Source organism: Vibrio ulleungensis (genome assembly GCF_016900875.1).
Lineage (GTDB): Bacteria > Pseudomonadota > Gammaproteobacteria > Enterobacterales > Vibrionaceae > Vibrio > Vibrio ulleungensis.
This window is the reverse complement of the sequence record NZ_JAFEUM010000004.1, coordinates 364,822-391,658: the sequence shown is the minus strand read 5'-3', so window position 1 is coordinate 391,658 and position 26,837 is coordinate 364,822. Positions and strand designations below refer to the sequence as shown.

The following is a 26,837-nucleotide window of genomic DNA, read 5'->3' as shown; positions in this document are numbered from 1 at the left end:
AAGAGAATTTTAGTGTCAGGTTTCTTTACATTACTGAAGAACTGTGTTGTGCAACAAATGTGTAACATTTTGTTTTCAAATGAGTAGATGATAGTGGCACAAGTGATGCATTAAGTTAGTTACGCAGAGCAAGGAGCAGAAAAAATGAGAAAGCTAACTTTAACAGCTATTGGGATTTCCCTCTTTTTCGTTGCAGAAGCAAGCGCAAGCTTTATTGAGTTAACCGGTACGATCCGTGACTTTGATGATACTCACCCAGACATGCAGTACAGTATATCGGGTTTAGAAACAGGTATTGTTGAAAGCACTTTAGGTGTTGATGGCAAGCCGGTGTTTGCTAATTCTGGTGCTAGTTCAGTTACAACGGCCGCCAACTTTAATCAGTGGTATAATGACACTCCTGACGTGAATATGTCTAAAGAGCACACAATTACGCTTAACGAGACATTTGCAGACAGTGGGATTTACTCGTACAGCAGCTCATCGTTTTTCCCTATCGACGGCATGTTGCTTGGCAACCAAGGTCGAGGCCACAATTATCACTTTACCTATGAGCTAGGTGGTGTTTTTACCTACGAACTCGGTCAAACCTTTTTCTTTGAAGGCGATGATGACGTTTGGGTATTTATCGATGGCGAGCTTGTGCTTGATTTAGGTGGGGTTCACTCCGTTGAAGATGGATTGGTGGACTTAGACACATTAGGTTTGGATGACGGCGAAGATTACTCTTGGAACTTCTTCTTTGCCGAAAGACACACTACACAATCTAATTTCACTATGCAGGTGGGTATTCAAGATTTATCTACAACGTCCACTGATATACCTGAGCCAGAAATGCTTGCTTTACTCAGCCTAACCTTTATTGGATTGGGGATGTATCGACGCCGTGAAGAGAAACGCCGCGCGTAACGGATTGTAATTTAGATATTGAGTAAGGCCACATGAAAATGTGGCCTTTTTTTGGCGAGTGCAAACCGATTATTGCCTATGATCATTAAAAGCTAGACTGCTTTCTTCCTGAGCTTGCTGTGTTAACTCTAGCGCTGAACGGTGGCCGTTTCTAACTCTTCTACTGCCTCTTGATTGCCGGTTGTGCTGTGTCGTTGAGCTATCATTACCCCTAAAAATACTGCGCCAACGGCTAGCCATTGTTGCCAAGTGAGCGTTTCATGCAGCAGCAGTGACGCCAGCAATAAGGTAAAGACTGGAACCAAGTTGGTAAATGCTGCCGCGGTCAGTACCGATACCTTGGAAATGGCGTAGTTGTACATTCCGTATGCACCTAACGTGACTAAGGAGCCTAAGTAGAAAATGGCGGCAGCACCTTCAAAGGAAATCTCTGTTGGCAGCTCAACAAAAAATAGGAATGGGAAGAAAAACAGTGTCCCACTCAGTCCTTGTAGCCCAATGAGCGCTAATGGCGAATACCGTCCAGATAAGTGCTTCACGCAAATGGTGTAGTACCCTGCACATAACATGGCTAAAAACTCGAGCGAGTTACCGAGAAGTGGGTTTGGTGCATCGCTTGTGCCAGGGGATGCGAGGGTTAATCCAATACCGCCAGCTATACAAAACAGAAAGCCTACTACAATCACTTTTGATAAGCGTTCTTTGAGCATGAAATAGGCGAGAATGGCAACGATTAATGGAAAGCAACTAACAATGACGCCGGCTTGACTGGCTGAGGTGTACTCCAGCGCATAGCCTTCAAACAAAAAGTATAAACAAGGCTCGGCTAACGACATTCCAACAAGATATTTCCAATCACCAGCGCGATATTGAAAACGCTTTACATAAGGCCATAGCAACGTGGCGCAAATCATTAGCGTAGTCAGCATGCGCAAAAAGATCACCACAGTAGGGTGGTACATACCGATGACAAACTTTAAGGCGATAAACGAGCTGCCCCATAACAGGGTGGCAATTAGGAAGGCAAGAGTCGCTGGCATGGGGTAAACACTCAACAAAATAATGTGCGATAGTATCAGAATTGTTGCTTAGTGTAACTTGATGTTTATTTAGTTTTACTCGCTAAGTGACTGCCCTGTATGAATAAAATGCATGGTTCTTTACCAATAACCTTGTCGAAAGTAGATGGACATAGAAAAATTTTCATTAAATCTTCGTCTTTTTTTCAATCGGCTCGTCTTAGAAGTGTAAATAAAAGAATCTGACCGAACCGGAGAGAATATGCTTAAACTCATCAGCTTTAAAAACTGCCCGTTTGTGCAACGCGTAATGGGCGCTTTAGAAATGAAAAATGTCCCGTATGACATCGAATACATTGAGCTCAATAACAAACCACAATGGTTCTTAGATATTTCACCTAATGGTCAGGTGCCTGTCCTGATTACAGAGAACCAGACTGTTCTGTTTGAATCGGATGCGATTGTTGAGTACTTGGATGATAAATACGCTCCGATTGAGGCGCTGAGTGCAGAAGAAAAAGCTTTGGATCGTGCTTGGTCCTATCAAGCTAGCAAGCACTATATGCCGCAGTGTGGGACGATGTCTGCGAAAGATGAACAAACCTATCTTACTCGATTGGATAAATTGTCTAAGGCCTTTGCCAAAGCCGAAAACAAACTGGGTGATACGCCATTTTTTAAAGGTCAGTCTATCACTAATGTAGATATCGCTTGGTTGCCACTATTGCATCGCGCGGCAGTCATTAAAGAGCACATAGGTATCGACATGCTTGATGGCTTTCCTAAAGTTCAGCGCTGGCAGCAAGCTTTGCTTGATTCTGGCCTACCGCAAAAAACGGTGCCCAGTGACTTTATCGAGAAATTTGGCGGATACTATTTTACCAATAATTATTTTGAGTTAGTTAAGCAAGGTAAGTCATGTGCATCTGACAAATGCAAAAGCCAGCAGCCAGCCACGAGTTCGTGTTGTGGTTAATCGCATTATGCGGCTATAGCAACTTTCCCCTGCAATGATTTGCCCCACATTAGGCGTAGGGCAAATCAAACGGGTAAGTAAGGTTACCACCAAGCTTCAAAATGAAGGCCTACATTGAGCGCATCTTGTGTGGTTGCACCTCTTTCTTCATCATCGTCAGTGCTTTAAGGTTTTGAGTAGTTGTTGATGAAATAGTATTGTTTGAAGGGTAAGGATTGTCTTCTATTAAACACCCTTACAGAAATGACGGCAGTGAACTAATAGTGGTTAGAGCTTTTGTATTCATCCTTTTTTTATAACTAGTGTAAGTTCTAATACTAAGTAGTAATAATTTTTCTTATTGTTACATTGAATAAATTGGTAATTAAATCATGGATGCTTTGCAATACCACATTAATGTGTTATTGATCTATCTTCCCCTATATTGTTATTTTCACGGAATGACTTTCTATAGTCTACAGGCGTACAGTTCATGTGTTTCTTGAATACCTGGTATAAGTAGCTGTGATGCGGGTAACCGCAACGCATTGCGATTTCTTCGATAGATTCATCCGACTCTATTAAGTATTTTTTGGCACGCTCGACACGAGTATTTACAATGTATTGATGAACGGTAATGCCTTTGGCGTTTAGAAATCGGGTATCCAACGTCTTCCGAGATACGCGGCAATAACGAGCGATGGTTGAGACCTTTATCGGATTCTGATAGTTGTTGTAGATGTAAAACAGAGCCTGACTTACGACAGTATCTTGCTGATAATCTTCGCGACATGAATCGTTGATTTCTATATGGCTAGCAGTATACCTGTGGTGTTGGTTTCGGCGTAAACTGAACACCGACTGTACCGCTTGTTTTCCAATATCAAATGGATTTATGTCGATGGATGTGATTGATATTGGTGAAATCTCGTTTTCTATTGGGTCGCAGTCAACACCTATGACAGCAACTTGTTGTGGGATCATCACCCGTTGATCGGAGAGTGATTGCAACAGCGTTCTTGCGGAACGGTCGGTACTGCAAAACACGCCCATTTGCTCGTGGTTACGCTGAGGTTGGTAATGCTGCATATCGATAATTGAAAGACCAACATTTTTGGCATGTTCTAAAAAGGCGTGTTTTCGCTCTCTATTCCACAAAAATTTATCGTCAAACTCATTACAATAAAAGCCAACTTTTTTAATACCTAAGTCTAAAAATTTCCCTAGCGCTAAGCTCGCAAATTGCTCATTATCTAAAGAGAGCACTTGAACATTTTTAGGTACATCATTTAGTTCACTACTAGAATATATTAAGCATAAGTTAGCCAAGGAGCTTATAGCATTAATGTCGCTAACTTTATCTCCATCAGCAATAACCACATCCCATTTGGTTAATCTAAGGCTATCAATGTCGTTTTGTGAGCTTAAATAAACAGTGCTTTGCGTAGAGTAGGTTTTTAACGCTGCTTGAATGCCTCTAAATAGTTCACGATCGAAAAATACCATAACGTCTAACAATACTAATATTTTCTTCACAGCAATACCTTCACACTTATGCAATACAACATTAATATAACAAAGTAAATCAGCATTGGAATCTAGATACCAAATTTAGAAATGGGATTACGAGATTTCGTATATGCATTTGAGAAGTCACGCGCATTCCACCAAAAAGAGTAATCATGTAGTGGTATATCGTAACAGGTGACACTGTCACATGATGATGTGGAAACATGGTGCTCTCTGATAACCAGTGCTTATCATCGACATCATTACAACTCATTTCCACAGTCTTAAAGCTATGCGTATGCTATTGGGCATCAAACATTTCATTTGAGTACACAGCCATGATGACATTCCCAAAACGTAACCTTCTTCTATTGACGACTACTTTATTGATTGCCACAGGATGTGCCTCACCCGCGTTTGACGCGGAAAATGAACATGCAGCTCGCAACCGCGGTGCAGCAGGTGGTGCACTATTAGGTGCCACAATGGGTGCTCTAACCGGAGATGCAACGCTCGCGGTACAAGGTGCGGCTTTAGGCGGTGTGGCTGGTGGTGTGTCCGGTTCGATGAAAGATCTTCAAGACTCAAGAGAAAGTGATCGTAACCAAGTACTTGCAGATGGTGTGTCTCAAGATACTCGCAGTGACGCAGAGCGCCGTGTTGCTGAGCTTGAAGCAGAAATTAAGTTGATTGAGCTTGAACAAAAATTAGCCGACATGGAAACGGAGTTAGAGAAATCTGCTCCTGACAGTGAAGAGAGCTAATGCCAACCAAAGCAACTAGTTGATCATTCTTACTTGTTAAAGTCACAGATACTGCGTTGAAGAATTTATAGGTCGAACAACTACCTACGATATTCTTTGCCATGTTCTTAGCGATTTATCCAGCGCAACTTTATGAGCACTTAGTGAGTTCGATTGGTGAAAGTGTTGCCCTCCATATTTTGACCGAGCCATGATGGCTCGGTTTTTTTATACCCAAATGAACGACCTAGCATCGCGATGGTCAATTTCTTTTCTCGAAGGTAACAGCATGTTTCTGTGAGGCTTATTGAACGTAATTGGCCATTTATGATTTCTAATTTTGTTATTTATTAATTTCGCAAACGTCTTGCTACGCTCAGACTTTCCCAGAAAAATCCCTCACTATTTATCCACTATTCTAAAAATCTGCATGTATTGGAGACCTCGTGAAAAAGTATCAAGATCCTACATTACCCGTAAATCAACGCGTTGAGGACCTACTCAGCCGTATGACGATTGACGAAAAAGTGGCACAACTCGGTGCGCAGTGGCTCAAACTTCAAGCTGATGGCGATCACCAGACTCGCGAACTAGAAATGACCGATAGTACTCAAAGTAGCAGTTTGAGCGAAAAACTGGCGCATGGGTTAGGGCAGATCACGCGCCCGCTGGGGACGGTTCCTGTCGATGCTAAAGAAGGGGTTATGGCACTTAACGCACTCCAAAAGCAACTTGTAGAAGAGACGAGACTGGGCATTCCTGCTATTCCACACGAAGAATGTTTGGTCGGCCTGATGGCGAAAGGTGCAACACTGTGTCCTTCCTCGTTAAATTATGGTCACACTTGGAATCCACAACTGATTGAGCAATTAGCCGAAGAGATTGGAGATCAAGCTCGCTCGGTAGGCTGTAAACAAGGCTTAGCGCCGGTATTGGATGTATCGCGAGATGTGCGTTGGGGTAGAACAGAAGAGTGTCTATCTGAAGATCCTTATCACACGGGCATCATGGCCATATCGTATGTGAAAGGACTGCAAGGAGAGAAGCGAGATCTATACGCGACACTCAAACACTTTGTCGGTCACTCATACAGTGAAGGGGCAAGAAATCACGCTCCTGTGCACCTAGGGTTTAAAGAGCTTAACGACACCTTCTTGTTGCCATTTGAAATGGCGGTAAAACTTGGTAATGCTGCCTCGGTAATGCCGGCTTATCACGATATAGACAACGAAGCCTGTCACGCATCGCACCATCTATTAACAGACGTGCTGCGTAACCAATGGGGTTTTGATGGGCTGATTGTTGCGGACTATGGCGGCATCGAGCTGCTCAAAAGTCACCACGCGTTAACCGATACTGTGGAAGGTGCAGCCGCACTCGCCCTGAAAGCAGGTGTTGATGTCGAGTTACCTGATGATTGCACCAGCTCTCGCTTTAAGCAGGCGCTTGAAAAAGGGTTGATTAGCGAAGCCGATTTGGATGAAACAGTGTCTCGTGTCCTGAAAGCGAAATTTGAGCTTGGGCTGTTTGAGGATCCGTACACCGACGTTGAGAGCGTATGCCTAACCAGTGATAAAGCCGATGCGTTGGCCTATCAAGTCGCCTCTGAGTCTATTGTGTTGCTGGAAAACAGAAACACGCTACCTTTGGCTGCGCAAACTAAACTGGCCGTTGTTGGTCCAACAGCTGATGACGCGATGGCACTGCTAGGTGGATACAGCTTCCCCGTTCACCTTATTTTAAGTAAAGAAGAATCCGATGGTGTCAAAGTGTGCCCGACAATCTTGGACGCGCTTTCCCAACAATTTGAGCATGTAAGCTACGCCAAAGGGTGCGACATTTTAACGGAGCGCCACGCTAATGCTCCGGTTTTCCCTGGCGACGTTAACATGGTGATTGATCATGAGGCTAAGTGGCCATTAAGTGAGGACATTACTGGCTTTGCTGAAATGGAAAGCACCATTAATGCTGCTGAAGTCGCAATAGTCTGTGTGGGCGATCTCGCGGGTCTGTTCCAGACCGGTACTGTTGGCGAAGGATCGGACGTTGATAGTCTAGAGTTGCCAGGTGTGCAATTGAACATGCTCCAACGAGCTGTGGATACAGGTAAGCCGGTCGTCGTCGTTATGACGGGTGGACGCCCATACAACCTCGGTGGATTAGAAGATAAAGTCGCGGCGATAGTGTGCGGCTGGGCACCGGGTCAAGAAGGTGCTCGTGCAATTGCAGATGTGCTTTGCGGTGTGGTCAATCCTAGCGGGCGCTTAACCGTATCGATTCCGAAAAGCGCAGGAGCAGTGCCTTACTTTTATAACCACAAGTTAAAAAGTGCCGGTACACCGGTTGCCTTCCATTTTGGATCTAAGTATGGATTTGGTTACGGCCTCAGCTACACCCAGTTTGAATATGGTGAAATGACACTCGCGCAATCCAGTGTAGATATGGAAGGAGTGATTGACGTTACTATTGAAGTGTCCAATCGCGGAGATGTAGCCGGTAGCGAGGTTGTTCAGCTGTATGTACGTGATTGCGTCTGCTCGCTTGTGCGACCACTTAAAGAGTTAAAAGGCTTTAACAAAGTGGAACTGGCTGCTGGTGAGACCAAAAAGGTGTGCTTTAGTTTACCTGTTGATATGCTTAACTTTACCGATTACTCGGGTCAACGTGTGGTTGAAGCGGGTGAGTTTGAAATTATGGTTGGTAGCAGCGCAGACAGTATTCATCAACGTGCGATGGTGATGGTCGAGGGCACAAAACGCGTTCTGCCTAAACAGTGGCGCATGGTGTGTGAAACTCGATAAATATTCTTAGGGGGCCGATACGGAGTCCCTTATTTTTTGTGCTATGAAATACGCCCCGCGAGTGACAACGGTCATTGGCGGGGCGTTTTCGTTTGCTCACATTAGCGAGTCGGCAAAGAATCATTACGCAGTCATTGTACTACTTTTTTAGATCTCGATAGTCTTTCGGTGTTTGCTCAAGATTCTTCTTAAACACCGTGTACATATACTGCAGGGACGGGTAACCACACAATTCGGCAATTTCCGCGATAGGCAGGCTGGTTGTTTCGAGCAAGTTACAGGCGCGCTGCAGTTTAGAGTTGTGAATTTCCTGATGAATAGAATGCCCACGCTCTTCTCTAAAGCGAGCTTCCATATTAGAGCGAGAGATACCCACGTAACTAAGTACCTGTTCAACTTTAATGCCTTTGACCGCATTGTGCCTAATGTAGTGCATCGCTTGGATCACATATGGGTCTTTCAACGCTTGGAAGTCGGTGCTTTGACGACAAAATACTTGCGAAGGTGGGATAATCACTCGAGGGTTGTTTAATACCTCTGCCGGATTCTCACAGTCTCCTTGGGTCACAGCGGTCATCTGTTTGTGCAACATTTTGGCCGCGCGATAGCCCATCTGCTTACACCCTTGTCCTACGGAACTGAGTGAAACACGGGTTAAATAGCGAGCCAGTTCTTCGTTATCTATGCCAATCACCGATACTTTATCTGGCACCATGATCCCTAGGTGCTCACACATTTGCAGTAAATGGCGCGCACGAGAATCGGTTACCGCAATTATGCCGGTTGGCGTCGGCAAACGCTGCAACCAGTCGGCAAGACGGTTCATGTCATACTGCCAAGTCTGCGGTGAGGTTTCGCTGCCGCGATACACTGAACCCTTATAGCCTTCGGCGTGGACTAAGTTTTTAAACGCTTGCTCTCGCTCTCTTGCCCATAGGTTGTGAGAGTGATGAGGCATGCCGTAGAAAGCAAAGTTCTCTAGCCCTTTTTCCTTTAGGTGTTGGAACGCAAGCTCCACCAAACCACAGTTGTCGGTGGCGACATAAGGGTAGTCTGGGTAGTCTGACTCGTTATGATACGATCCACCTACTCCCACCACAGGGAGCTGGGTGTTTTTGACTAGCTTTATGATGTCTGGGTTGTCAAAGTCAGCAATCACGCCGTCGCCGACCCAGTTATGAAAATTGTCTAAGTGGGTTGTGAAGTCCTCTTCGATAAAAATGTCCCAATTACTTTGTGAAGCTTGCAAGTATTCGCCAATTCCTTCCATTACCTCACGGTCATACACTTTGTTGGCGTTAAAAAGTAGAGTAATTCGAAAACGTCTATCCATTTATATACTTATATTGTGGGCTGGACACAATGGCAGTCTAGCAATCCGGCGTCACGCGCTTTGTGATCGTTTCCGCAACCAATAAATTTGCCTAATCAAATACTAAAAAACGTAAACCTTTCAATGATTAAGGTATTTCATACTGTATGTTCGGTGGGACGACTTGTTGTGTGATCTAAGCCCCAGTCACTAAATCACTGAATCGCGCTATTAAAAAACGTAATTGAGCAATAGAGATCCCTAATCCAAGATGAGTTTAATGATGCGGTGAACGAAGGGTCATTCCGCAATAGATCTCGTTTGGAGGGAAGTATGTATTTGGGTATAGATTTGGGAACGTCAGGCGTGAAAGTGATCGCGTTAAGCAGCCAAGGCGAGTTACTTGCCAGTGCCACTGAGTCGTTAACCGTACAAAGACCGAAACCGCTATGGTCTGAGCAAAAACCGAATGACTGGTGGCAAGCAACTTGCGATGCGATAGTGTCATTAGGAAAACAGGTTGCTTTGTCTGAAGTGAAAGCCATGGGTCTATCAGGTCAAATGCACGGTGCAACCTTGCTTGATGCTCAAGGTGACATTTTACGTCCTGCCATATTATGGAACGATGGTCGCTGCGCAGCAGAATGTGCAGAGCTGGAAGCTGACGTGCCCACTAGCCGCGACATTACCGGCAATATTATGATGCCCGGATTTACTGCTCCTAAGCTGAAGTGGGTAAAAAATCACGAGCCAGACGTGTTCTCTAAGATTGATAAGGTGCTATTGCCAAAAGATTACCTACGCTACAAGTTAAGTGGCGATTTTGCGTCTGATGTGTCAGATGCAGCAGGCACGTTGTGGATGGACGTTAGCACTCGCCAATGGAATGAAGAGCTTCTTGAAGCTACCGGATTGACGCTAGAGCAAATGCCAAAACTGTACGAGGGTAGTGAGGTCACTGGTCATTTGAGTCAAGCGTTAGCCAGCCAATGGGGCATGGAGTGTGTCCCTATCATTGCCGGAGGGGGTGATAACGCAGCCGGTGCTGTTGGTGTTGGGATAACATCTCCAGGACAAGGTATGCTCTCGCTAGGTACCTCGGGTGTCTACTTCGCGGTAAGCGATGGCTTTATCGCAAATCCAGACTCCGCATTGCACAGTTTTTGCCATGCCATTCCAAATACTTGGCACGCTATGTCGGTGGTCCTCAGCGCCGCATCTTGTTTAGATTGGGTGGCTTCGTTGACAGGATTTAACGACGTAGGCGAAATGCTCAAACAAACGGAAGCGAACCATGATCCTGATTCTAAGGTGATCTTCTTACCTTACTTGTCCGGTGAAAGAACGCCACACAACGATCCAAATGCAAAAGGGGTTTTCTTTGGTATGACTCACTCGACGACTAAGTTTGACCTTGTTCAAGCAGTGTTGGAAGGAGTAGGCTTTGCCTTTGCCGATGGTTTGGATGCACTCCATGCAACAGACCTTGTGCCAGACGAGATTTCATTGATTGGTGGCGGTGCGCGCAGTGCGTATTGGCGTCAAATGCTTGCTGACATTTTTGGAATGAAAGTGGTGTTCCGTGAAGGGGGCGATGTGGGACCTGCGCTTGGCGCTGCAAGGTTGGCCATTTTGGGAACCAATCCACAGATGACCATCAGCGACGTCTGCCCAGAGCCTATTGTTGTACAAACGCATCTGCCAGATGTAACTCAGACAACCCTTTATCAGCCGAAGCGCGAAGTTTACCAAACGTTATATCAGCAACTTAAAAGTGTGTTTTAAGTTCGTCAGGTAACGTTGAATCAGATGAGTATTGAGAGCATGCGCATCAAAGCTCGCTTAACTCAGCGCAGTAGCACAGTTTAAAAAGCCTCCCCTGCGCGCAAACACAGGGGAGGCTTTATTGATTTGGTAAACTATTAATTGAACTTTAGTAATTAGTTGATCATTGGTTCTTGTTTACAGGTTTCAGAGTTGATGTGGACAGTGCCAAAACGGGTGCCGTCGCTGTAGTTGACGTTAGCAAGAAAGTAGCCTCCTTCGAGTAGAAAAACTCTTGTCTCGTCCGATACCGTTGCAGCCTTACAGGCGGCATAAGCTAAGGTGACTTCAAGAGCTTCATTCTTAAGCGCGTACGCCGTGATCAGTTCATCTTGTGTGAGACCTTGTTCTTCTGCGCGGATTGGCGTGCGTTCACTGTCGTAAGTGAGTTCGGTATGCAATATAACAATGTGGTCAACGGCGCTCGCGCGAGTTACGTTGAGCTCTTCGTGCCAGGTTTGTGGAAATCGTTGGTTAAGTTGCTCAACCACATTGCCCGCCAACTCATGGACAAACTTAGTCTTGTCTTCTTGAGTTTGCACTGGAGTGGAGGCAAAGGCTGCTGATGAAGATAAGAGCAAAGTAGCAACAGCGAAAGATTTAGTCATGATATTCATTTGGATTCTCTCTTTAATTAACGGGTAGTAACCGCCTCATCCATGAGAGTTAGTGTATTGATAAAGGTCTTTCAGAAGGTCCAGAGCATGATTGAGTTCGCTCTGGACCTGTAGTACAGGATATTTAGGGAGTTAGTTAAGAACCTCCGTATTTGGGAAAAACTGCGACCAGATTCCAAAGTGAACACCATTATGCGTTGGGATCTGTTGGCCAGTTTCATCAACCAGCATTACGATATTTCCATTTGAGATGATTTCTAGCGTTTGTTCACCTAGGGTGAATCGATGACCGTCGTTATTACGAGCAAACTCTACTTCGATTGCCATTTGCTGCTCGCCAATATCGATACCAAATACTTCCGATTTCGGGTTAAGACGGTGATCCTCTAAATCGAGTGTATTAAAGATAAAGTTCGGGTTGTTGGTATCTCGCTGCTGTACCAGTGGCTCTTCAAACAGGTCTAGCAAGATGCCATCAATCATGCGATCCATTGAATATAGGTAAACCATTGCATCAGGGTAGAGCTCTTTTGCGTCCTGCCACTCCATCATGGTGTTTGGGTGGACCTTGGTTGAGTGGTCTGTAAACTCAGATTGCATAGTGATCTGCTGAATGGCCGTACCATTGGTAACATCTTTAAAAATCAGATTGTTGTGCGCCTGTCCCAATACCTGCAAGTTACTGTCGCCAAGTCCGTAATCAGTTTCTACCACCATAGGTAGGTTCGATAAGCCGCAGAAGGTAATTGCATACTCTGTACCATCTTGCTCCCAACCTGCTACGTGCGGAATTTGTACGTGGTAGCGTGGGAAAATGCGCGTTTCGCCGTTAATGTGCGTCACATAAACGCGAGTATCTTGCTCTGGAATGTGCGCATCTGCGTCTTCAACAGAGTGATAGTTCGCCTTAAATTGATCGGTCGGAAAGGCGGTTGGCATCGCGTACGACTGCGCCCAAAATGACAGCACTACGCCTAATGACGCAAGGTACATCCAGACCGGTTTCCAAAATTTTCCTTTAACGTTGGCAATCCAAAGACCAACTAACGCAAGGATTTGGAGGAACCAAAAAGTGTCCATGTGCTTGTAATACGCTAATAAACGATCTCTTGGAACACCAATGACTTGCCCTGGCTCAGTCATCAAAACGGCACAATAGATCGCAAAAAGAGCGAGGGATAGTGCTGAAAGGTTAAATAGAATTTTCTTATTCATAGTTTGTTTACCTAAATGTAAAAACGGAACAAATACTGTGAGCCGTTTCGTTGGGTTGAGTTGATGGGATGCAATTCTCAATTTGCTCACCTCTATGATTCAGTATTGTATCTATTTCGTTCAGCATGTAATCTCAGTTGTGTTGGGTTTTATCTAACGAGGGATTATGAGTAGAGTTTCTATCGAGCAGCTCAGCGCATTTGTTGCTGTAGCAAAACATGGGTCGTTTAGCCGAGCGGCCAAAGTGTTAAAAAAAGATCGTGCGACAATCCATCAGCAGGTGGGCAATCTTGAAATTGATTGGAATATGACGCTGTTTGACCGCTCCAAGCGTGCGCCAGTGCTGCTGGACGCCGCCAAAGGGTTATTGAACCACGCAGAGCACATTTTGTTTCAAATGGACTCATTAAATGAGCGCAGTCATAGTCTTGCATCGGGGGTAGAGCAAAGTGTCACTATTGCTCACGATATGTCGCTGACAGCAGCGGATATTGCAAAAATTCATCATGAAGCACTATTATCGTTTCCCTACACACGACTTAACTGGGTGCAGCGAGACAGAGCCAGCGCTATTGATGACTTATTGACCGAGCAGGCCGATCTTGCTGTATGTTTAAAATCAGCGCTGGAGCGACCTGAAGGCAATTTAAAATTTACGGTTCTTGGTGGGCTTCGATTTGCCTTTTACGCACACAAAGCCTCTCACCTTGCTAGTCAGCAGTCGATCAGCATGGCTGCATTAGAAAAAGAACAGCAGTACATTCCCGAGTTTTTGATTCATTCGCCAATTGGTAAAAATGTGGTGCTGTCTGCATCCAACTCAGTGATCACAGACGATTCGGTGTTGCTTAAACTGCTAGAAAAGGGCGGATGGGCAGTGTTTCCAGCGCACTACGTTAAGTTGGTCGCCAGTAATGAATTACGACAGTTAGATGTTGAGTTCTTGGTCGATACAGGAAGTTGGGCGTATGAGTTACTGACCCGCGAAGGGGCGTCATTTGGGCCCGTAGCCCGTTTTGTAAAACAGCAATTGCTGGATACATATCATCAATACCGCACAATGCTGTAGCGAGTAGGACATGGCAAATGTGTTTCAAATAGTTGCTTTCGCGATTTTTGTCGATGTCACAGCAGTTTTGACGGTTGGCGCTTGAGAGTCTTCGTCAATTATGGTCGATTGTGTGCTCTCTCGGCTAATTTTCTATGGGCTCCCTATGCACAAAAAAGCCACTATCTACGATGTCGCCAAACACGCTAGCGTCTCACCTGCAACCGTGTCGCGTTATCTCAATCGAACTTCCTTTATCACCAAGGAAAAAGTCGATGCCATCGAAACTGCTATTTTTGAGCTAGGTTTCCGGCCGCGAAAACGCAAAAACCAACCCTCCACCAAACGAAACATGTTAATTGGGGTGGTTGCTCCTTCGTACGATACCTCGTGGGTAAGCGCCATTTTGGAAGGTATGTCGAGTAGAATGCACTGCCACAGTTACGACCTCATCGTAGAAACCACCCAGTGGAAACTGGAGCGTGAACGGATGGAACTGCAAGATTACGTACAGCGAAAAGTGGACGGGATAATCGTATTAGGCGGCTTTCTATCCTCTGTTGAAGTGAAACAAATTTGCGGCTCCATCCCAGTATTGTTTATGTCTCGAGACGGAGAGTCTGGTGATATACCTGTACTTAATATTGACAACGAGTTAGGGGGTTATTTGGCGACTAACCACCTGATTCAAAAGGGGCACAGAAAGATAGCTCATGTGTGCGGACCGCAACGAAGTTTGGATGCTCGAGAGCGTCTGGCCGGGTATAAGCGCGCACTTAAAAGTGCTGGTATTGCCTACGACCCTGAATTGGTTGGCGATGGGCACTATGATCAATATGGCGGCTTTTGGCAAGCTCAAGCGATCAAGAAAAAGCGACCGGATGTCACCGCGATGTTTGTGGCCAATGATCTTTGTGCGTTTGGCGCAATTCAAGCACTCCATCAGATGGGAATAGCAGTACCTAAAGACGTCTCGGTGGTTGGTTTTGATGACGTTCAAATGGCTGACTACTACATCCCACGCCTTACTACCATTCGACAACCCTTCTTCGAAATTGGTGAGTTAGCAATCAACTATATTTTGGACATCATTGGTGGAAATGATGCCAATTATGAAGTACCAGCGGTAAGTTTCTTTGAGCGTGAAAGTACTCGCGACTTAAACGAAGTTTCATGGTCTAGTAGTGCAAACAGGCGTTTGAAAAACCTTCAGCGTCCAAAAGTTTCATGAAAGCAAACGATTTTGTGGGCGTTTGCTGAGTTTCAGACAATAACTTTATGAATCCGATTCGGCTTGGGAGCAGCGTCACACTGAGCCGATCACACCCTCGATAATATCCTTGTGAACAATTCGCGTAAGAAAGAAAAATGCCACTCTCGAAGACAGTGTATTACTCGAGTATCGCATTGTTTAATAAGGAAATATAATGATAAAACGTACTCTACTAATCGCGGCGGCTGTGTCTGCTGCAACTGCTCTACCTGTGCATGCCGATGCTGACAGCATGCCAAATCTCCGCGTACTTGACGAGTTTTCTACCGGCTGGGTAAGAAACTTCAACCCGTTCATCGGTGGTCGCCATGACTTCTCGTATGAATCTTTATTTGTATTCGATCTACTCGACGATTCAAAGGTGCATAATTGGTTGGGCACCAGTTTTGAACTGAGTGATGACCTAAAAACGCTAACCGTAAAATTGCGTGAAGGAGTGAAGTGGTCAGATGGTGAAGATTTCACTGCCGATGACGTAATCTTCACGTTTAATTACCCGCGTAGCCACCCAGAAATCGATAACGGTGGTTTATCGTCGAAGGTCAAAGAGATCAAAAAGATTGACGACCATACGTTGACCATTGAACTGAATACAGCAAACGCATTTGCTGCCCAAGACGTTATTGGCGAAACCACTAAGATCATTCCAAAGCATATCTGGGAAAACATCGATAACCCAGCGGCGCAAACCAATCCAAACCCTGTGGCAACAGGCCCGTTTACCGAAGTTCAACGCTTTACACCGCAAGTGTACGTATTGTGTAAAAACCCGCACTACTGGAACACTGATCTTAAAGTGAATTGCGTCGAGTTCCCTCAAATTTCAAGTAATGACGCAGCATTGGAAATGATGTCTAAAGGCGAGTTCGACTGGGCAGGCATTTTTGTTCCCGACATCGATCGCACCTTTGTTGCTAAGGATCCAAACAACAAATACTGGTTCCCATCAAGCGATGGTGTACGTCTAACGTTTAACTACGAAACCGAGAACGAAGCAGCAAAAGAAGCGTTCGCTAATATCGATTTCCGTAAGGCGGTCAGCCTGTCGATGGATCGTGAAGCGATGATGATGATTGGAGCCTATGGCTACGTTTCTGGTGACAACCCAGCAACAGGTCTACCGACCAGCCAATGGCGTTGGCGTGACGCTGAAGCCGATAAAGCTTGGAGTGATTTAAATCGTTACGATGTTGCCGCGGCAAAAGAGCTGTTAGCTAAAGGTGGATTTAAAGACACCAATGGTGACGGCTTTGTGGAAACACCAACCGGACAAAAGCTAACCTTTAAGGTGCAAGTACCAAGTGGTTGGAGTGATTGGGTAAATAACACCTCCATTGCGGTAGAAGGTATGCGCATGGCGGGCATTAACGCAACCATCGTGACGCCAGAAGTGAATGCTTACTCGTCTAACTGGGAAAGCGGCAACTTTGATATGCAGTTTGGTGGTAACTCACTGCAATCGTCTATGTGGAAATTCTACGACTACACCATGCACTCTCGCTACGCTAAGACCAACATGTGGTGGTCAACCACGTCGAGCAACTACAAAAATGGCGACATCGATAAGTGGATTGCAGACCTAGGCTTAACTCAAGACGAAAGTGAGCAAAAAGTGTACGCTGGTAAGATCGAGCGTTACTTTGCAGAAAACGTTGTTCAAATCCCACTGTACTACAACGGTGTGTGGTACGAGTACAACGACACTCGCTTTACTGGATTTGCTAACGCAGACAACCCATTTGTGCACCCTGCACCATGGGACGGCATGAGCCGCATCATCCACGTAATGAACCTAGAACCAAGATAAAAACAAACCTTAGCCGGCGGGAAACCGCCGGCCTTTCTATTTTTACCCACCCATTTATCGCATTTGCGATTGATTACTTAAGGTAAGCGCATCCAGCGCTACACGGGGCGTATTTATGAAATTTATTTTGAGCCGTTTTGGGTTTTACGTGCTCGCCTTTATTGCGGCAGTGACTATCAACTTTTTCCTACCCAGGGTGATGCCAGGCGATCCCATCCAGTCTTTTTTAGGCCGTTTGGCAATGAACGGTGGCCAAATCACACCAGAAACCATTGCGGCACTAGAAGCCCTGTATGGCTATTCGTCAAGTACTCCTCTTTGGGAGCAGTTCTTCCACTATTTACACAGTATTATGCGCGGCGAATGGGGCATGTCGACTCGCTTCTTCCAACCAGTATTTGATGTACTTGGCCGTGGTATGTTGTGGACATTACTGCTGGTCGGTTCGTACCTGTTGGTGTCCTACACCTTAACTACATTGCTTGGCATTTATGTCGCATGGAAACGCGGTACATGGACTGACTCTATCATCACCGTAGGTTCGGTGGTTGTGTCGTCGATTCCATCAGTGGTTATGGCACTGGCTATGTACTTTTTGTTTGCGTCCAATCTTGGCTGGTTCCCAACCGCCTACGCGTACAATCCCGCGCTTGACCCGACTATGAGTGCAGAATTTGTCGGCAGTGTCGCCTACCATTTAGTGCTCCCACTTATGTGTATGGTCGCCCTCGGTATGGGTAACGTGATGGGCATGCGTTCGAACATGATCAACCAGTTAGGTGAAGACTTCATCGTAATGGGTTGGGCTAAAGGCGTAAAAGACGAAAAAGTGATGCTGCAGTACGGCGCACGTAACGCCATTTTGCCGATGATTACTTCGTTTGCGATGTCTGTAGGTGCCATTTTTGGTGGCTCGTTGATCATCGAAATCATCTTTAACTATCCTGGCTTAGGTCAGGTGATGTTCCAAGCTATGTTGGCTCGTGACTATCCACTCATCCAAGGTTACCTATTGATCATGACCATTATGGTGCTTGGAGCTAACTTTATTGCTGACTGCTTACTGTTTGTGCTTGACCCACGTCTGCGCACGCAGCTTGATTAATAGTGGAGAAACGATATGAATTCTTTAAAACTACTAAAACAGTTTTTCCTCGATAACCCTAAAGCGTTTTTTGGGATTGCGATTGTAATGACTGTCTGCCTACTGTGCTTATTTGCACCATTGCTTACAGAGTATGCGGCGGCGGCACGTGTGGGTCGTCCACACCAAGCGCCAAGTGCCGATCATCTTCTAGGCACAACACGCATGGGCCGTGACGTGTGGGCACAGGTGCTCTACGGAGGACGTATTTCATTGATGGTGGGCTTTGTGGCCGGCACCTTTGTTATCCTCATGGCAATGATTGTTGGCGTGGCCTCAGGGTACTTTGGTGGCATCATCGACAACACTCTTTCGCTTTTGACTAACCTTGTCATGGTGATCCCAAGCTTGCCTCTTATGTTGGTATTGGCGGCGTTTTTGGACCAAGTTTCGCCGTTAGTTATTGCGATTATTATCGGTGCAACATCGTGGCCATGGGGCGCGCGGGTTATCCGTTCACAAACCCTTGCAATACGTAACCGAGACTTCGTGCACGCGGCAGAGGTCATGGGCGAGACGAAGAAGCGCATGCTGTTTGCTGAAATCATGCCTAACATGATGTCTATTTTGGCGTCTAGCTTCATTGGCACCGTGATCTACGCGATCATGACTCAAGCGACCTTGGAGTTTATTGGACTGGGCGATCCACTCAGTGTGACGTGGGGCGGAATGCTGTACAACGCAGACCAAACATCGGCGATCCGAATTGGCGCATGGTGGGAGATTGTTGCTCCAAGTGTGGCCCTTGCATCGGTTGCCATTGGACTGGCGTTGATTAACTTCTCTATTGATGAAATTTCTAACCCGAAATTAAAAGCACAGCGCATTATGAAGCGATTCCGTCGTGAAGAGAAAAAAGCCGCTAAACAAGCAGCGGCAGAACAACCGAAAACTGCGGAGCAAGCGTGATGAAAAAACTGATAGAAGTAAAAAACTTGAGCGTTGATTACGTCACCTTTGAAGGCAAAGTTCGCGCGGTCAATGATGTTAGCTTTCACATTGGTGAAGGTGAAATTTTGGGGCTGGCAGGGGAGTCTGGTTGTGGTAAATCGACCATTGCTTATGCCTTAATGCGCTTGCACCGTCCACCTGCATTGATTTCCGATGGCGAAATACTGTGTGATGGCCGTGATGTACTGAAAATGAGCGATGAGGAACTGAGAGACTTTCGCTGGAAAGACACGTCGATGGTATTTCAAAGCGCCATGAACTGTTTGAACCCAGTCAAAACTATCGAGTACCAGTTTTGGGATATTTTTGATGCTCACAATGTGGTGAAAACCCGCGAAGAGTCGATAGAAAAAGCCAAAGACCTGCTGCGAATCGTCGACATCCCCACCGAACGATTATTTGACTATCCCCACCAGTTTTCTGGAGGAATGCGTCAGCGCGTGGTGATCGCAATGGCGTTAGCGCTTAAACCTCGCTTATTGATCATGGACGAGCCTACCACGGCACTCGATGTAGTGGTGCAAAGAGAAATCTTACAGAAGGTCTATCAACTTAAGGAAGAGTTTGGTTTTTCAATTTTGTTTATCACCCACGATCTCAGCTTGATGGTCGAGTTGTGTGACCGAATCGGCATCATGTACTCAGGCCAATTGGTTGAGCTTGCACCTTCAAAAGAGATATTGAGTCAGCCAATGCACCCGTACGCCCATGGCTTAGGGGATTCATTCCCAACCTTACATGGTGAATTACAAGAGATGAAGGGGATCCCTGGCTCTCCGCTGGATCTTAATAATGTGCCGCAAGGGTGCCGTTTTGCACCGCGCTGTTTCCACGCCAGCGATGTGTGCCATAGAGCAAAACCCACTCTAGAAAGCAGTGGAGAGCAGCGCTGGGTTGCTTGCCACACTCCACTCGAAATTCAGTCTGTTGCGCAGGAGGCTTAAATGAACGCACACACAATGGCCCAAGAAACCAGTACGTTGACAGCAGAAGAGTTTGATAAGCAGTACCCTCTGATTTTGGAGGCGAAGGGTCTTACCATCGATTTTCGTAAGAAAGGCAAATCGGTTTTTGGACCTAAAGAGTATTTACGTGCCGTCAATGGCTTAGATTTTCAACTGCGTGCCGGCCGCTGTTTAGCAGTGGTGGGTGAGTCTGGGTGCGGCAAAAGCACCAGCGCAAAAATTGCCACTAAAATCCACAAGGCAACTGAGGGTGGGATTTATTACTACGGTATGAACATCGACGATATCACGAAGTCAGATGAGCTTGATGCGTACCGCCGTGAAGTACAGATGGTGTTTCAAGACCCCTTTAGCTCCTTAAATCCATTGCATACCATTCGCTACCATTTAATGCGACCTTTGCAAATCCATCATGGCATGAAGCCAGGCAAAGAGATGGATTATCAACTGATTAAAATTTTAACTAAGGTAGGGCTTACCCCACCGAAAGAGGTATTAGATAAGTTCCCACATCAGCTTTCGGGCGGGCAACGTCAGCGTGTGTTCTTGGCGAAAACCCTCGCGATAGGTGCCAAGGTGATATTGGCGGATGAACCTACGTCGATGTTGGATGTGTCGATACGCATCGGTGTGCTTAATTTAATGAACGAAATGAAGCACGAAATGGGCAAGGCTTTCATGTATATTACACACGATATAGCCACCGCACGTTATTTTGCGGAGGACATTGTGGTGCTGTACTGCGGCCATATGGTCGAGTGGGGATCAACGGAATCGGTGACGCAAAACCCGCAACATCCGTATACCCAGCTTTTGCTGGCGGCGGTGCCCGATCCGAGCCGAAGTATACACGAGAAGTTGCCGACCCATCGTTCAATGGAAACGCCGATGTGGTCGCCTAAGCATAAGGGTTGCCCTTATGCCGCGCGTTGCCCTCAAGCAAAACCACAATGCAGTGAAACATTACCGGATCCTGTTGAAATAGAACCGGGTCACTTTACCCGCTGTCACCTGTTTGTGTAGAGAAGATATGAACGAAAGCATTCCTTATTTTGCCGATTGGCCGAGAATAGATTCGGCCATTACTCAAGACCCCGTCATTGAGCGCGAGATCAGCCAGATTTTGTCGCAGATGACCTTGGAAGAGAAGGTGGGTCAAATGATCCAACCCAACTTACGAGGTGTGACACCAGAGCTTGCTAAGAAATACAAGCTTGGGTCCATTCTTAATGGTGGTGGAACTTGGATTAACGAAAACAAATACGCGACCGCTGAGCAGTGGGCAGACAAAGCCGACGAGTTTTGGCAAGCATTAGAAGACGCCTACGCCGACAGACCGTTTCGTATTCCATTTATGTGGGCAACCGATGCAGTTCACGGCCATAACAACGTGTATGACGCGACGCTATTTCCACACAATATTGGGCTGGGGTGTACCCGCGATCCAGACTTAATTGAACGCATTGGTGAAATCACCGCCATCGAGATCGCCGCAACTGGGTTAGATTGGACTTTTGCACCGACAGTAGCTGCGCCTCGTGATTTACGTTGGGGACGTACCTACGAAGGTTACTCAGAAGATTCTGCGATCACTTATCACTATGCTGCGCGCATGGTGAAAGGGCTACAAGGTGACGGTAAATCGTTACGCAGCGATCAAAAAGTGATCTCCAATGTGAAGCATTGGCTTGGTGATGGTGGCACCTACCAGGGCGTCGATCGAGGCAACAATGATTACTCCGAAGATCTGTTGCGAAACCTGCACGCTGGTGGATACTTCAGTGGTTTGAATGCAGGCGCTCAAGTGGTGATGTCTTCATTTAATACTTGGGTTGATGACGCAAACTACGACTTAAGTGCTAGTGATGGCGTCAGCTACAATCATAAGATTCATGGAAGTAAGTACCTGCTAACTGACGTGCTCAAGATGCAAATGGGCTTTGACGGATTGATCGTGACCGACTGGAATGGTCATGCAGAAGTCAGCAAATGTACCGATGATGACGCGACGTATTGCATCAATGCGGGTAACGATATTTTAATGATTACCGACCAAGAGCATTGGGTAGCAGCATTCGAAAAAACCATTGCTGACGTCGAGTCTGGAGCCATTCCGATGGCTCGTATAAATGACGCTGTTTTACGTATCTTACGTGTGAAAAAGCGCGCTGGCCTGTGGGAAAAAGCACGACCCAATAAACGCTCATTGTCGGGTATTCAAAACCTGATTGGCGCGCCTGAGCATCGGCTTGTGGCTCGAGAAGCCGTGAGAAAGTCACTGGTGCTGTTGAAAAACAACCACAATCTTCTGCCTCTTTCTCTTAGTCAAAAAGTACTATTAACTGGGTCTGCGGCCGATGATTTAACCAAACAAGCGGGGGGCTGGAATCTCACTTGGCAAGGTGATGAAAACTTAGCGTCGGATTTTCCTAATGCAGTAACCGTTCGCGGCGCTTTAGAGAAAGAGCTTGGAAGCAGCAACGTTATTTTCGACGCTGACTTATCGAGCGATTTTAAAGACGCAAAAGTGGCCATTGTCGCCTTTGGAGAAGACCCTTACGCAGAAATGATTGGCGACATCAAACCGGGCCATTCGTTAGAGTTCTCGACCATCAAGCGCCGCTATGCACATGACTGCGAAAAAATTACTCGGCTGAAAGAGGCGGGCATTAAAGTGATTGCGTTGTTCTTTAGTGGCAGGCCGCTGTATATGAATCAGCAAATTAATCAATGCGATGCCTTTGTCGCGGCGTTTCTGCCTGGAAGTGAAGGTCTTGGTATTACCGATGTATTGCTGCGCGACGAGGAAGGCAACATCAAGCATGATTTTGTTGGCTCGTTGTCCTTTAGTTGGCCAAATCGCCCCGACAGTTTTGCGGTGCATCGCTTGTTGCCCCACATCGAAAACTATCAAATCCATGCCAATGAACAAGATCCACGTGGTGAACATGCGCCGCTGTTCGAATATGGCTATGGCTTGAGCTACGCCAATCCTAGTAAGCGAGATCTTGACCATTTGGCGCTGACTGAATTTGAACAAGATGACTCATTGTCTAGCGAGATGCATCTGTTTGGTGTTGCGTCGGTGGCCGGAGAGTTTGAAATGGTGGTGAAAGATAGCCATCAGCAGCATCATGTCTCTCGCAACAACCCACAACAGTTTGAAGGTTTATCGACACAGCCTTATAACTGCTTACAACAGCAAGATTCGATCTTGTGTGAGTTTGAAAATAGCGACAGTGCGCTAGAGATCATCACTGCCGATGGCGACTCTCAGTCACTTATGACGTGGATTGTAGAAGGGCAGTTATGCTTTGATGTGAAAGTCTATCAAGCTGCGACCCATCCAGTGTGGCTGTCTATGGGTGAGGCGTCTACGCCAATCGATATATCTTCTCAGCTCAGTGAGCAGACTCACGATTTCCATACCCTTTCATTTCGTGTGCACGATGTGATTTCAATGTCACAGAGTGAACGCACCACATTGTTTAAACTGCACAGTGAAGGGTCGGCTCAATTTGTGGTCGCCAACGTTCGTTTGGAGCCGCTGGTTAAAGAGGAATAACGCAATGATGCTAGTAGGTTTAGATATTGGTGGGACTAAAATCGAAGCAAAAGTGCTCAGTGAGCAAGGTGAAGAACGCTTTGTGCATCGCGTGCCTACGCCAGATAATTACCCAGAGTTTTTGGATTGCGTCGAAGGTTTAGTCGCATTGGTCAAACAGGAAGTGGGTGAGTTTACCCGCATTGGTTGTGGCCTTCCTGGAGCTGTTTCGCCTGTGACTGGATTGATGCAAAATGCCAACAGCGTGTTCCTAATTGGGCAAGATGTGATTGGCGATCTGAGTCAACGCCTTAGCATGGACGTACGCATTGCCAACGATGCAAATTGCTTTGCTTTATCGGAAGCAGTTGACGGTGCAGGCAAAGGTGGTGAGATCGTCTTTGGCGCTATTCTTGGCACTGGATGTGGTGGTGGCGTGGTAATCAATCAGCAAGTCCTTACCGGAGCAAATGCCATTAGTGGCGAATGGGGGCACAACCCATTGCCAGGTTACGATCCACAAGTCGATGGCGACATTGGCCCTTGTTATTGTGGTCGTCAGCGCTGCATTGAGCAATACATCTCGGGAACGGGCTTTTCCGATCAGTACAATCACAAATATGGCAAGTCACTGAAACCGAAGCAGATCATGGAACTGGTCGCGCAAGGTGATGCTGAAGCTACAGCGGCTTATCGTCTGCTGGTGGATCAAATGGCCCGCAGTTTTGCAACGGTCACTAACATTTTGGATCCACATACCATAGTGTTCGGCGGTGGGTTGTCCAATATCGATAGACTTTACCCTGATGTGTCAGAAGCGATCACTCAATACATCTTTGCCGCAGAACCCAAGGTCAACATCCAAAAAGCTAAATACGGTGACAGCAGTGGCGTGCGCGGCGCGGCGTGGTTGGCTCGTTAATAGTCAATGTCACCATTAAGCTCAGACACTCGACAAATTAAGTTTTGCAGGGCGTCTGAGCTTAAGTGTATCAGCCTCTGAATAGAGCTATAAACCACCATTACTCCTCAGGTAAGTTTGAAAATGGTCACGCTTATTTAGCGTAGACTCAACATCTACAGGACACTCAAGCTAAGACAGCCAAGGAGACTCTTGCAATAACACATTTTGTAACAAACTCAAACTAGCCACATTTGCTTACATACATGACAATCCATTGATTTTTATATCATAAAGAATTGGAAGTTTTATGAAGAAAGCATTATTAGCCAGCGTTGTTTTGGGTGTGTTGTCAGGTTGTGGTGGTAGCGATGGTGGTGAGGAAGACAAAACACTGACAGATAGTGAAGTTTCAGCTCTCATTCAATGCAGTAATCTAGCAGAAGCCGCTCCATGTACTCAAAATGTTTATGGTTCTTGGGGTGTACTTGTTTCACAGGAGTACCAAGATGATTACTGTACATCTACGTATTGTTTTGCCGATGGTAGCTCGTCACCAGAGTTCCCTAATCTGACCCGATTTAGAGATAATGGTGAATTAATACCTGTCTACTATTTAGATTCTAAAGATCCTCGTTTTGAATACGCCTTAAACAAAGCAGAAGAGATCATTGGATATCAACTATTTGATAGAAAGGGCGTTATCTCACTTGAATTTGATGACACCCCATTTTTTGATATCGACTACTCAGAACTGCCTTCAGACTGGGGTTTCATTTGGAGTCAAGGAACAGCACCGGGGAGTTGCAGCTCAGGAACGGTTTCAGTGGCACCATACACAACTAGCATTGTGTCTTATGCTGTAGGAAGCGATTATGGTATAGACAAAACAAAATGGTCCAGTGGATATGCATGGATAAACTTAGACAGCGCATACCCTGACCCAAGCTGCACAACAATCGCGAACAATGATGTAAGTTTGCACGAACTAGCACACGCCCTCGGTATGAATAACCACTTTGATGGATTTGGGGACGGCGCGGCATTCAATAAAAATGCAGAGCGTGTTTTGCGAAATATGTACAGTAAGCAGAACCCTGCTGGTCAACCATTTGATTCTTTGAATATTGAACCATAGGCGTAAACTGTCGGTTCTGTTTAACCATGAGTTGCTGCACGGCGAAACGGGTTGTCAAAGAAAAGAGACAGCAATTTTCTTCGAACGTTAGAGCGAAAGAGTACATCAATTACATTCGCTTTTGGGGCTTAGCCACACTATCTAGAACTTCGATTTTCAAGTCTAAACACAGTTTTAATAACCCCCTAATTACCTGTTAAACAGACCCTATTTTGCGAAATAAAACGGTTGGGCTTTTTTAGTCTTGCCGTTTTTGCTTTGTCGAAACGAACGTGGTGTCGATGTTCGCTAATGAGCTGATTGGAAAGCTTAATTGTGCAAGTTTCGTAATATTGCCTGAAGATGCTCAAAGTTAGTCCCGCAACATCCGCCAACCACATTAATTTGCGGGTTGTTGCGACAGATGTCTCCTACTAATTCTCCTAACTCAATTGGATCCCCCGCATCCAATGTATCGCAATTATCGAGCTCTGCGTGACTGCATCGAGAGGCATTGACGATAATCCCTTTAATTCGTTGCTCCCAGGCTTGCTGATTGAAAATCTGCGCAAAGTGATCAGGGTGCGCGCAGTTGATCATAAAATGCTCTGCGTAGTGCTCGCTGTTTTGGTCTACATACTCAATGGCACTCTTAAGTGACATGCCACTAGGGAGATGACCATCTTGTTCAACCGTAAAGGAGATCACCACGGGCATATTATGCTCTTTGGCTGCCAACACGATACCTAACGCTTCGTCCGCATAACTGAGAGTAGAGCCGGTGATTAAATCTGCTGGCGTGCTGCTATAAGTACTAATTTGCTCTCCATGGTATCGCTTTGCCTCATCCCAAGACATTTTGTGTTCGGCACTGTAGCCATCATCTCTTGGTCCAATTTGAGCCGACAATAGGGTGGGTAAATCATCCTGATTTGCTCGCACACTGTGCATCAAGTCGATAGCGTCTAGGTTAAAAGCTTCAAGCTGCTTGGGAGTCAGTCCGATTTTGGCACCTCGGTCTCTACTCGCTATCCAAGTCATGGCATCCAGAATGACCAATGCGTTATGCTGCTTGGCGAGCGCGATCAAATCGACATACATGGCTTCAATAATATCTCGTGCGTCTGCTTTATTAAGCAATGGATAAGTGGCTCCTTTTGGCAGTATCTTTTGATGCACAAAA

At 46.0% G+C, this 26,837-nt stretch carries 21 protein-coding genes; 15 read left to right on the top strand and 6 right to left on the bottom strand.

Annotation, left to right across the window (positions count from 1 at the left end; genetic code table 11):
• Positions 1-144: 144 nt before the first annotated feature.
• Positions 145-909, top strand: a complete 765-nt coding sequence (locus JQC93_RS12615; RefSeq protein WP_205158789.1) for a fibro-slime domain-containing protein — start codon at positions 145-147, stop codon at positions 907-909.
• Between the two features lie 128 nt (positions 910-1,037).
• Here JQC93_RS12615 and JQC93_RS12610 read toward each other — a convergent pair whose 3' ends face one another.
• Positions 1,038-1,949, bottom strand: a complete 912-nt coding sequence (locus tag JQC93_RS12610) for a DMT family transporter (protein ID WP_205158788.1) — start codon at positions 1,947-1,949, stop codon at positions 1,038-1,040.
• A 241-nt stretch (positions 1,950-2,190) separates the two neighbouring features.
• On the opposite strand from JQC93_RS12610, the gene JQC93_RS12605 reads away from it, so the two are divergent.
• Positions 2,191-2,904: a glutathione S-transferase family protein gene (locus JQC93_RS12605; RefSeq protein ID WP_205158787.1), complete on the top strand. Its 714-nt coding sequence runs from the start codon at positions 2,191-2,193 to the stop codon at positions 2,902-2,904.
• Positions 2,905-3,297: 393 nt separating this feature from the next.
• Here the strand turns inward: JQC93_RS12605 and JQC93_RS12600 are convergent, their stop codons facing one another.
• Positions 3,298-4,419: a helix-turn-helix domain-containing protein gene (locus JQC93_RS12600; protein WP_205158786.1), complete on the bottom strand. Its 1,122-nt coding sequence runs from the start codon at positions 4,417-4,419 to the stop codon at positions 3,298-3,300.
• 314 nt (positions 4,420-4,733) lie between these two features.
• On the opposite strand from JQC93_RS12600, the gene JQC93_RS12595 reads away from it, so the two are divergent.
• Complete coding sequence (locus tag JQC93_RS12595) at positions 4,734-5,156, top strand: glycine zipper domain-containing protein (RefSeq protein ID WP_205158831.1); 423 nt, start codon at positions 4,734-4,736, stop codon at positions 5,154-5,156.
• A gap of 425 nt (positions 5,157-5,581) precedes the next feature.
• A complete protein-coding gene (locus JQC93_RS12590) occupies positions 5,582-7,936 on the top strand; it encodes a glycoside hydrolase family 3 N-terminal domain-containing protein (protein ID WP_328834595.1) in 2,355 nt (784 codons plus the stop codon).
• A 139-nt stretch (positions 7,937-8,075) separates the two neighbouring features.
• Here JQC93_RS12590 and JQC93_RS12585 read toward each other — a convergent pair whose 3' ends face one another.
• Positions 8,076-9,269: a XylR family transcriptional regulator gene (locus JQC93_RS12585; RefSeq protein WP_205158785.1), complete on the bottom strand. Its 1,194-nt coding sequence runs from the start codon at positions 9,267-9,269 to the stop codon at positions 8,076-8,078.
• Positions 9,270-9,581: 312 nt separating this feature from the next.
• Between JQC93_RS12585 and xylB the strand changes: the two genes are divergently transcribed.
• Positions 9,582-11,033, top strand: coding sequence for a xylulokinase (xylB, locus tag JQC93_RS12580; RefSeq protein ID WP_205158784.1), 1,452 nt, complete (start codon positions 9,582-9,584; stop codon positions 11,031-11,033).
• 155 nt (positions 11,034-11,188) lie between these two features.
• Here xylB and JQC93_RS12575 read toward each other — a convergent pair whose 3' ends face one another.
• Positions 11,189-11,680: a hypothetical protein gene (locus JQC93_RS12575; protein WP_205158783.1), complete on the bottom strand. Its 492-nt coding sequence runs from the start codon at positions 11,678-11,680 to the stop codon at positions 11,189-11,191.
• 141 nt (positions 11,681-11,821) lie between these two features.
• Positions 11,822-12,904, bottom strand: a complete 1,083-nt coding sequence (locus JQC93_RS12570; RefSeq protein ID WP_205158782.1) for a DUF3179 domain-containing (seleno)protein — start codon at positions 12,902-12,904, stop codon at positions 11,822-11,824.
• Between the two features lie 166 nt (positions 12,905-13,070).
• Between JQC93_RS12570 and JQC93_RS12565 the strand changes: the two genes are divergently transcribed.
• The 10 genes from JQC93_RS12565 to JQC93_RS12520 all read left to right on the top strand — a co-directional run bounded on the left by JQC93_RS12565 (position 13,071) and on the right by JQC93_RS12520 (position 25,675).
• On the top strand, positions 13,071-13,973 hold the full coding sequence (locus JQC93_RS12565; protein WP_205158781.1) for a LysR family transcriptional regulator: 903 nt from the start codon (positions 13,071-13,073) through the stop codon (positions 13,971-13,973).
• Positions 13,974-14,118: 145 nt separating this feature from the next.
• Positions 14,119-15,183, top strand: coding sequence for a LacI family DNA-binding transcriptional regulator (locus tag JQC93_RS12560; protein ID WP_205158780.1), 1,065 nt, complete (start codon positions 14,119-14,121; stop codon positions 15,181-15,183).
• A 196-nt stretch (positions 15,184-15,379) separates the two neighbouring features.
• Positions 15,380-17,032, top strand: a complete 1,653-nt coding sequence (locus tag JQC93_RS12555; protein WP_236009530.1) for an ABC transporter substrate-binding protein — start codon at positions 15,380-15,382, stop codon at positions 17,030-17,032.
• 115 nt (positions 17,033-17,147) lie between these two features.
• Entirely contained in the window at positions 17,148-18,137 is a 990-nt protein-coding gene (locus tag JQC93_RS12550) for an ABC transporter permease (RefSeq protein ID WP_205158779.1), read from the top strand.
• Between the two features lie 15 nt (positions 18,138-18,152).
• Positions 18,153-19,085 (top strand): ABC transporter permease, encoded by a 933-nt coding sequence (locus JQC93_RS12545; protein ID WP_205158778.1) that lies wholly within the window; start codon positions 18,153-18,155, stop codon positions 19,083-19,085.
• Positions 19,085-20,071, top strand: a complete 987-nt coding sequence (locus tag JQC93_RS12540; protein ID WP_236009529.1) for an ABC transporter ATP-binding protein — start codon at positions 19,085-19,087, stop codon at positions 20,069-20,071. The genes JQC93_RS12545 and JQC93_RS12540 overlap by 1 nt, the downstream gene beginning before the upstream one ends.
• Positions 20,072-20,086: 15 nt before the next feature.
• The gene (locus tag JQC93_RS12535) at positions 20,087-21,115 is read left to right on the top strand and encodes an ABC transporter ATP-binding protein (protein ID WP_205158828.1); all 1,029 of its coding nucleotides are present in this window, start codon (positions 20,087-20,089) and stop codon (positions 21,113-21,115) included.
• Between the two features lie 7 nt (positions 21,116-21,122).
• Complete coding sequence (locus JQC93_RS12530) at positions 21,123-23,657, top strand: glycoside hydrolase family 3 protein (RefSeq protein WP_205158776.1); 2,535 nt, start codon at positions 21,123-21,125, stop codon at positions 23,655-23,657.
• Between the two features lie 7 nt (positions 23,658-23,664).
• Positions 23,665-24,558, top strand: a complete 894-nt coding sequence (locus JQC93_RS12525) for an ROK family protein (RefSeq protein WP_205158827.1) — start codon at positions 23,665-23,667, stop codon at positions 24,556-24,558.
• 289 nt (positions 24,559-24,847) lie between these two features.
• On the top strand, positions 24,848-25,675 hold the full coding sequence (locus tag JQC93_RS12520; protein ID WP_205158775.1) for a hypothetical protein: 828 nt from the start codon (positions 24,848-24,850) through the stop codon (positions 25,673-25,675).
• A 309-nt stretch (positions 25,676-25,984) separates the two neighbouring features.
• Here JQC93_RS12520 and JQC93_RS12515 read toward each other — a convergent pair whose 3' ends face one another.
• Positions 25,985-26,794 (bottom strand): homocysteine S-methyltransferase family protein, encoded by an 810-nt coding sequence (locus JQC93_RS12515; protein ID WP_236009526.1) that lies wholly within the window; start codon positions 26,792-26,794, stop codon positions 25,985-25,987.
• Between the last annotated feature and the right edge of the window lie 43 nt (positions 26,795-26,837).

Coding starts and splice junctions, on each gene's coding strand:
- JQC93_RS12575 (WP_205158783.1), bottom strand. CDS start 11,680: ATGACTAAATCTTTCGCTGTTGCTACTTTGCTCTTATCTTCATCAGCA.
- JQC93_RS12570 (WP_205158782.1), bottom strand. CDS start 12,904: ATGAATAAGAAAATTCTATTTAACCTTTCAGCACTATCCCTCGCTCTT.
- xylB (WP_205158784.1), top strand. CDS start 9,582: ATGTATTTGGGTATAGATTTGGGAACGTCAGGCGTGAAAGTGATCGCG.
- JQC93_RS12540 (WP_236009529.1), top strand. CDS start 19,085: ATGAAAAAACTGATAGAAGTAAAAAACTTGAGCGTTGATTACGTCACC.
- JQC93_RS12535 (WP_205158828.1), top strand. CDS start 20,087: ATGGCCCAAGAAACCAGTACGTTGACAGCAGAAGAGTTTGATAAGCAG.
- JQC93_RS12595 (WP_205158831.1), top strand. CDS start 4,734: ATGACATTCCCAAAACGTAACCTTCTTCTATTGACGACTACTTTATTG.
- JQC93_RS12550 (WP_205158779.1), top strand. CDS start 17,148: ATGAAATTTATTTTGAGCCGTTTTGGGTTTTACGTGCTCGCCTTTATT.
- JQC93_RS12565 (WP_205158781.1), top strand. CDS start 13,071: ATGAGTAGAGTTTCTATCGAGCAGCTCAGCGCATTTGTTGCTGTAGCA.
- JQC93_RS12530 (WP_205158776.1), top strand. CDS start 21,123: ATGAACGAAAGCATTCCTTATTTTGCCGATTGGCCGAGAATAGATTCG.
- JQC93_RS12585 (WP_205158785.1), bottom strand. CDS start 9,269: ATGGATAGACGTTTTCGAATTACTCTACTTTTTAACGCCAACAAAGTG.
- JQC93_RS12525 (WP_205158827.1), top strand. CDS start 23,665: ATGCTAGTAGGTTTAGATATTGGTGGGACTAAAATCGAAGCAAAAGTG.
- JQC93_RS12545 (WP_205158778.1), top strand. CDS start 18,153: ATGAATTCTTTAAAACTACTAAAACAGTTTTTCCTCGATAACCCTAAA.
- JQC93_RS12615 (WP_205158789.1), top strand. CDS start 145: ATGAGAAAGCTAACTTTAACAGCTATTGGGATTTCCCTCTTTTTCGTT.
- JQC93_RS12605 (WP_205158787.1), top strand. CDS start 2,191: ATGCTTAAACTCATCAGCTTTAAAAACTGCCCGTTTGTGCAACGCGTA.
- JQC93_RS12520 (WP_205158775.1), top strand. CDS start 24,848: ATGAAGAAAGCATTATTAGCCAGCGTTGTTTTGGGTGTGTTGTCAGGT.
- JQC93_RS12610 (WP_205158788.1), bottom strand. CDS start 1,949: ATGCCAGCGACTCTTGCCTTCCTAATTGCCACCCTGTTATGGGGCAGC.
- JQC93_RS12560 (WP_205158780.1), top strand. CDS start 14,119: ATGCACAAAAAAGCCACTATCTACGATGTCGCCAAACACGCTAGCGTC.
- JQC93_RS12555 (WP_236009530.1), top strand. CDS start 15,380: ATGATAAAACGTACTCTACTAATCGCGGCGGCTGTGTCTGCTGCAACT.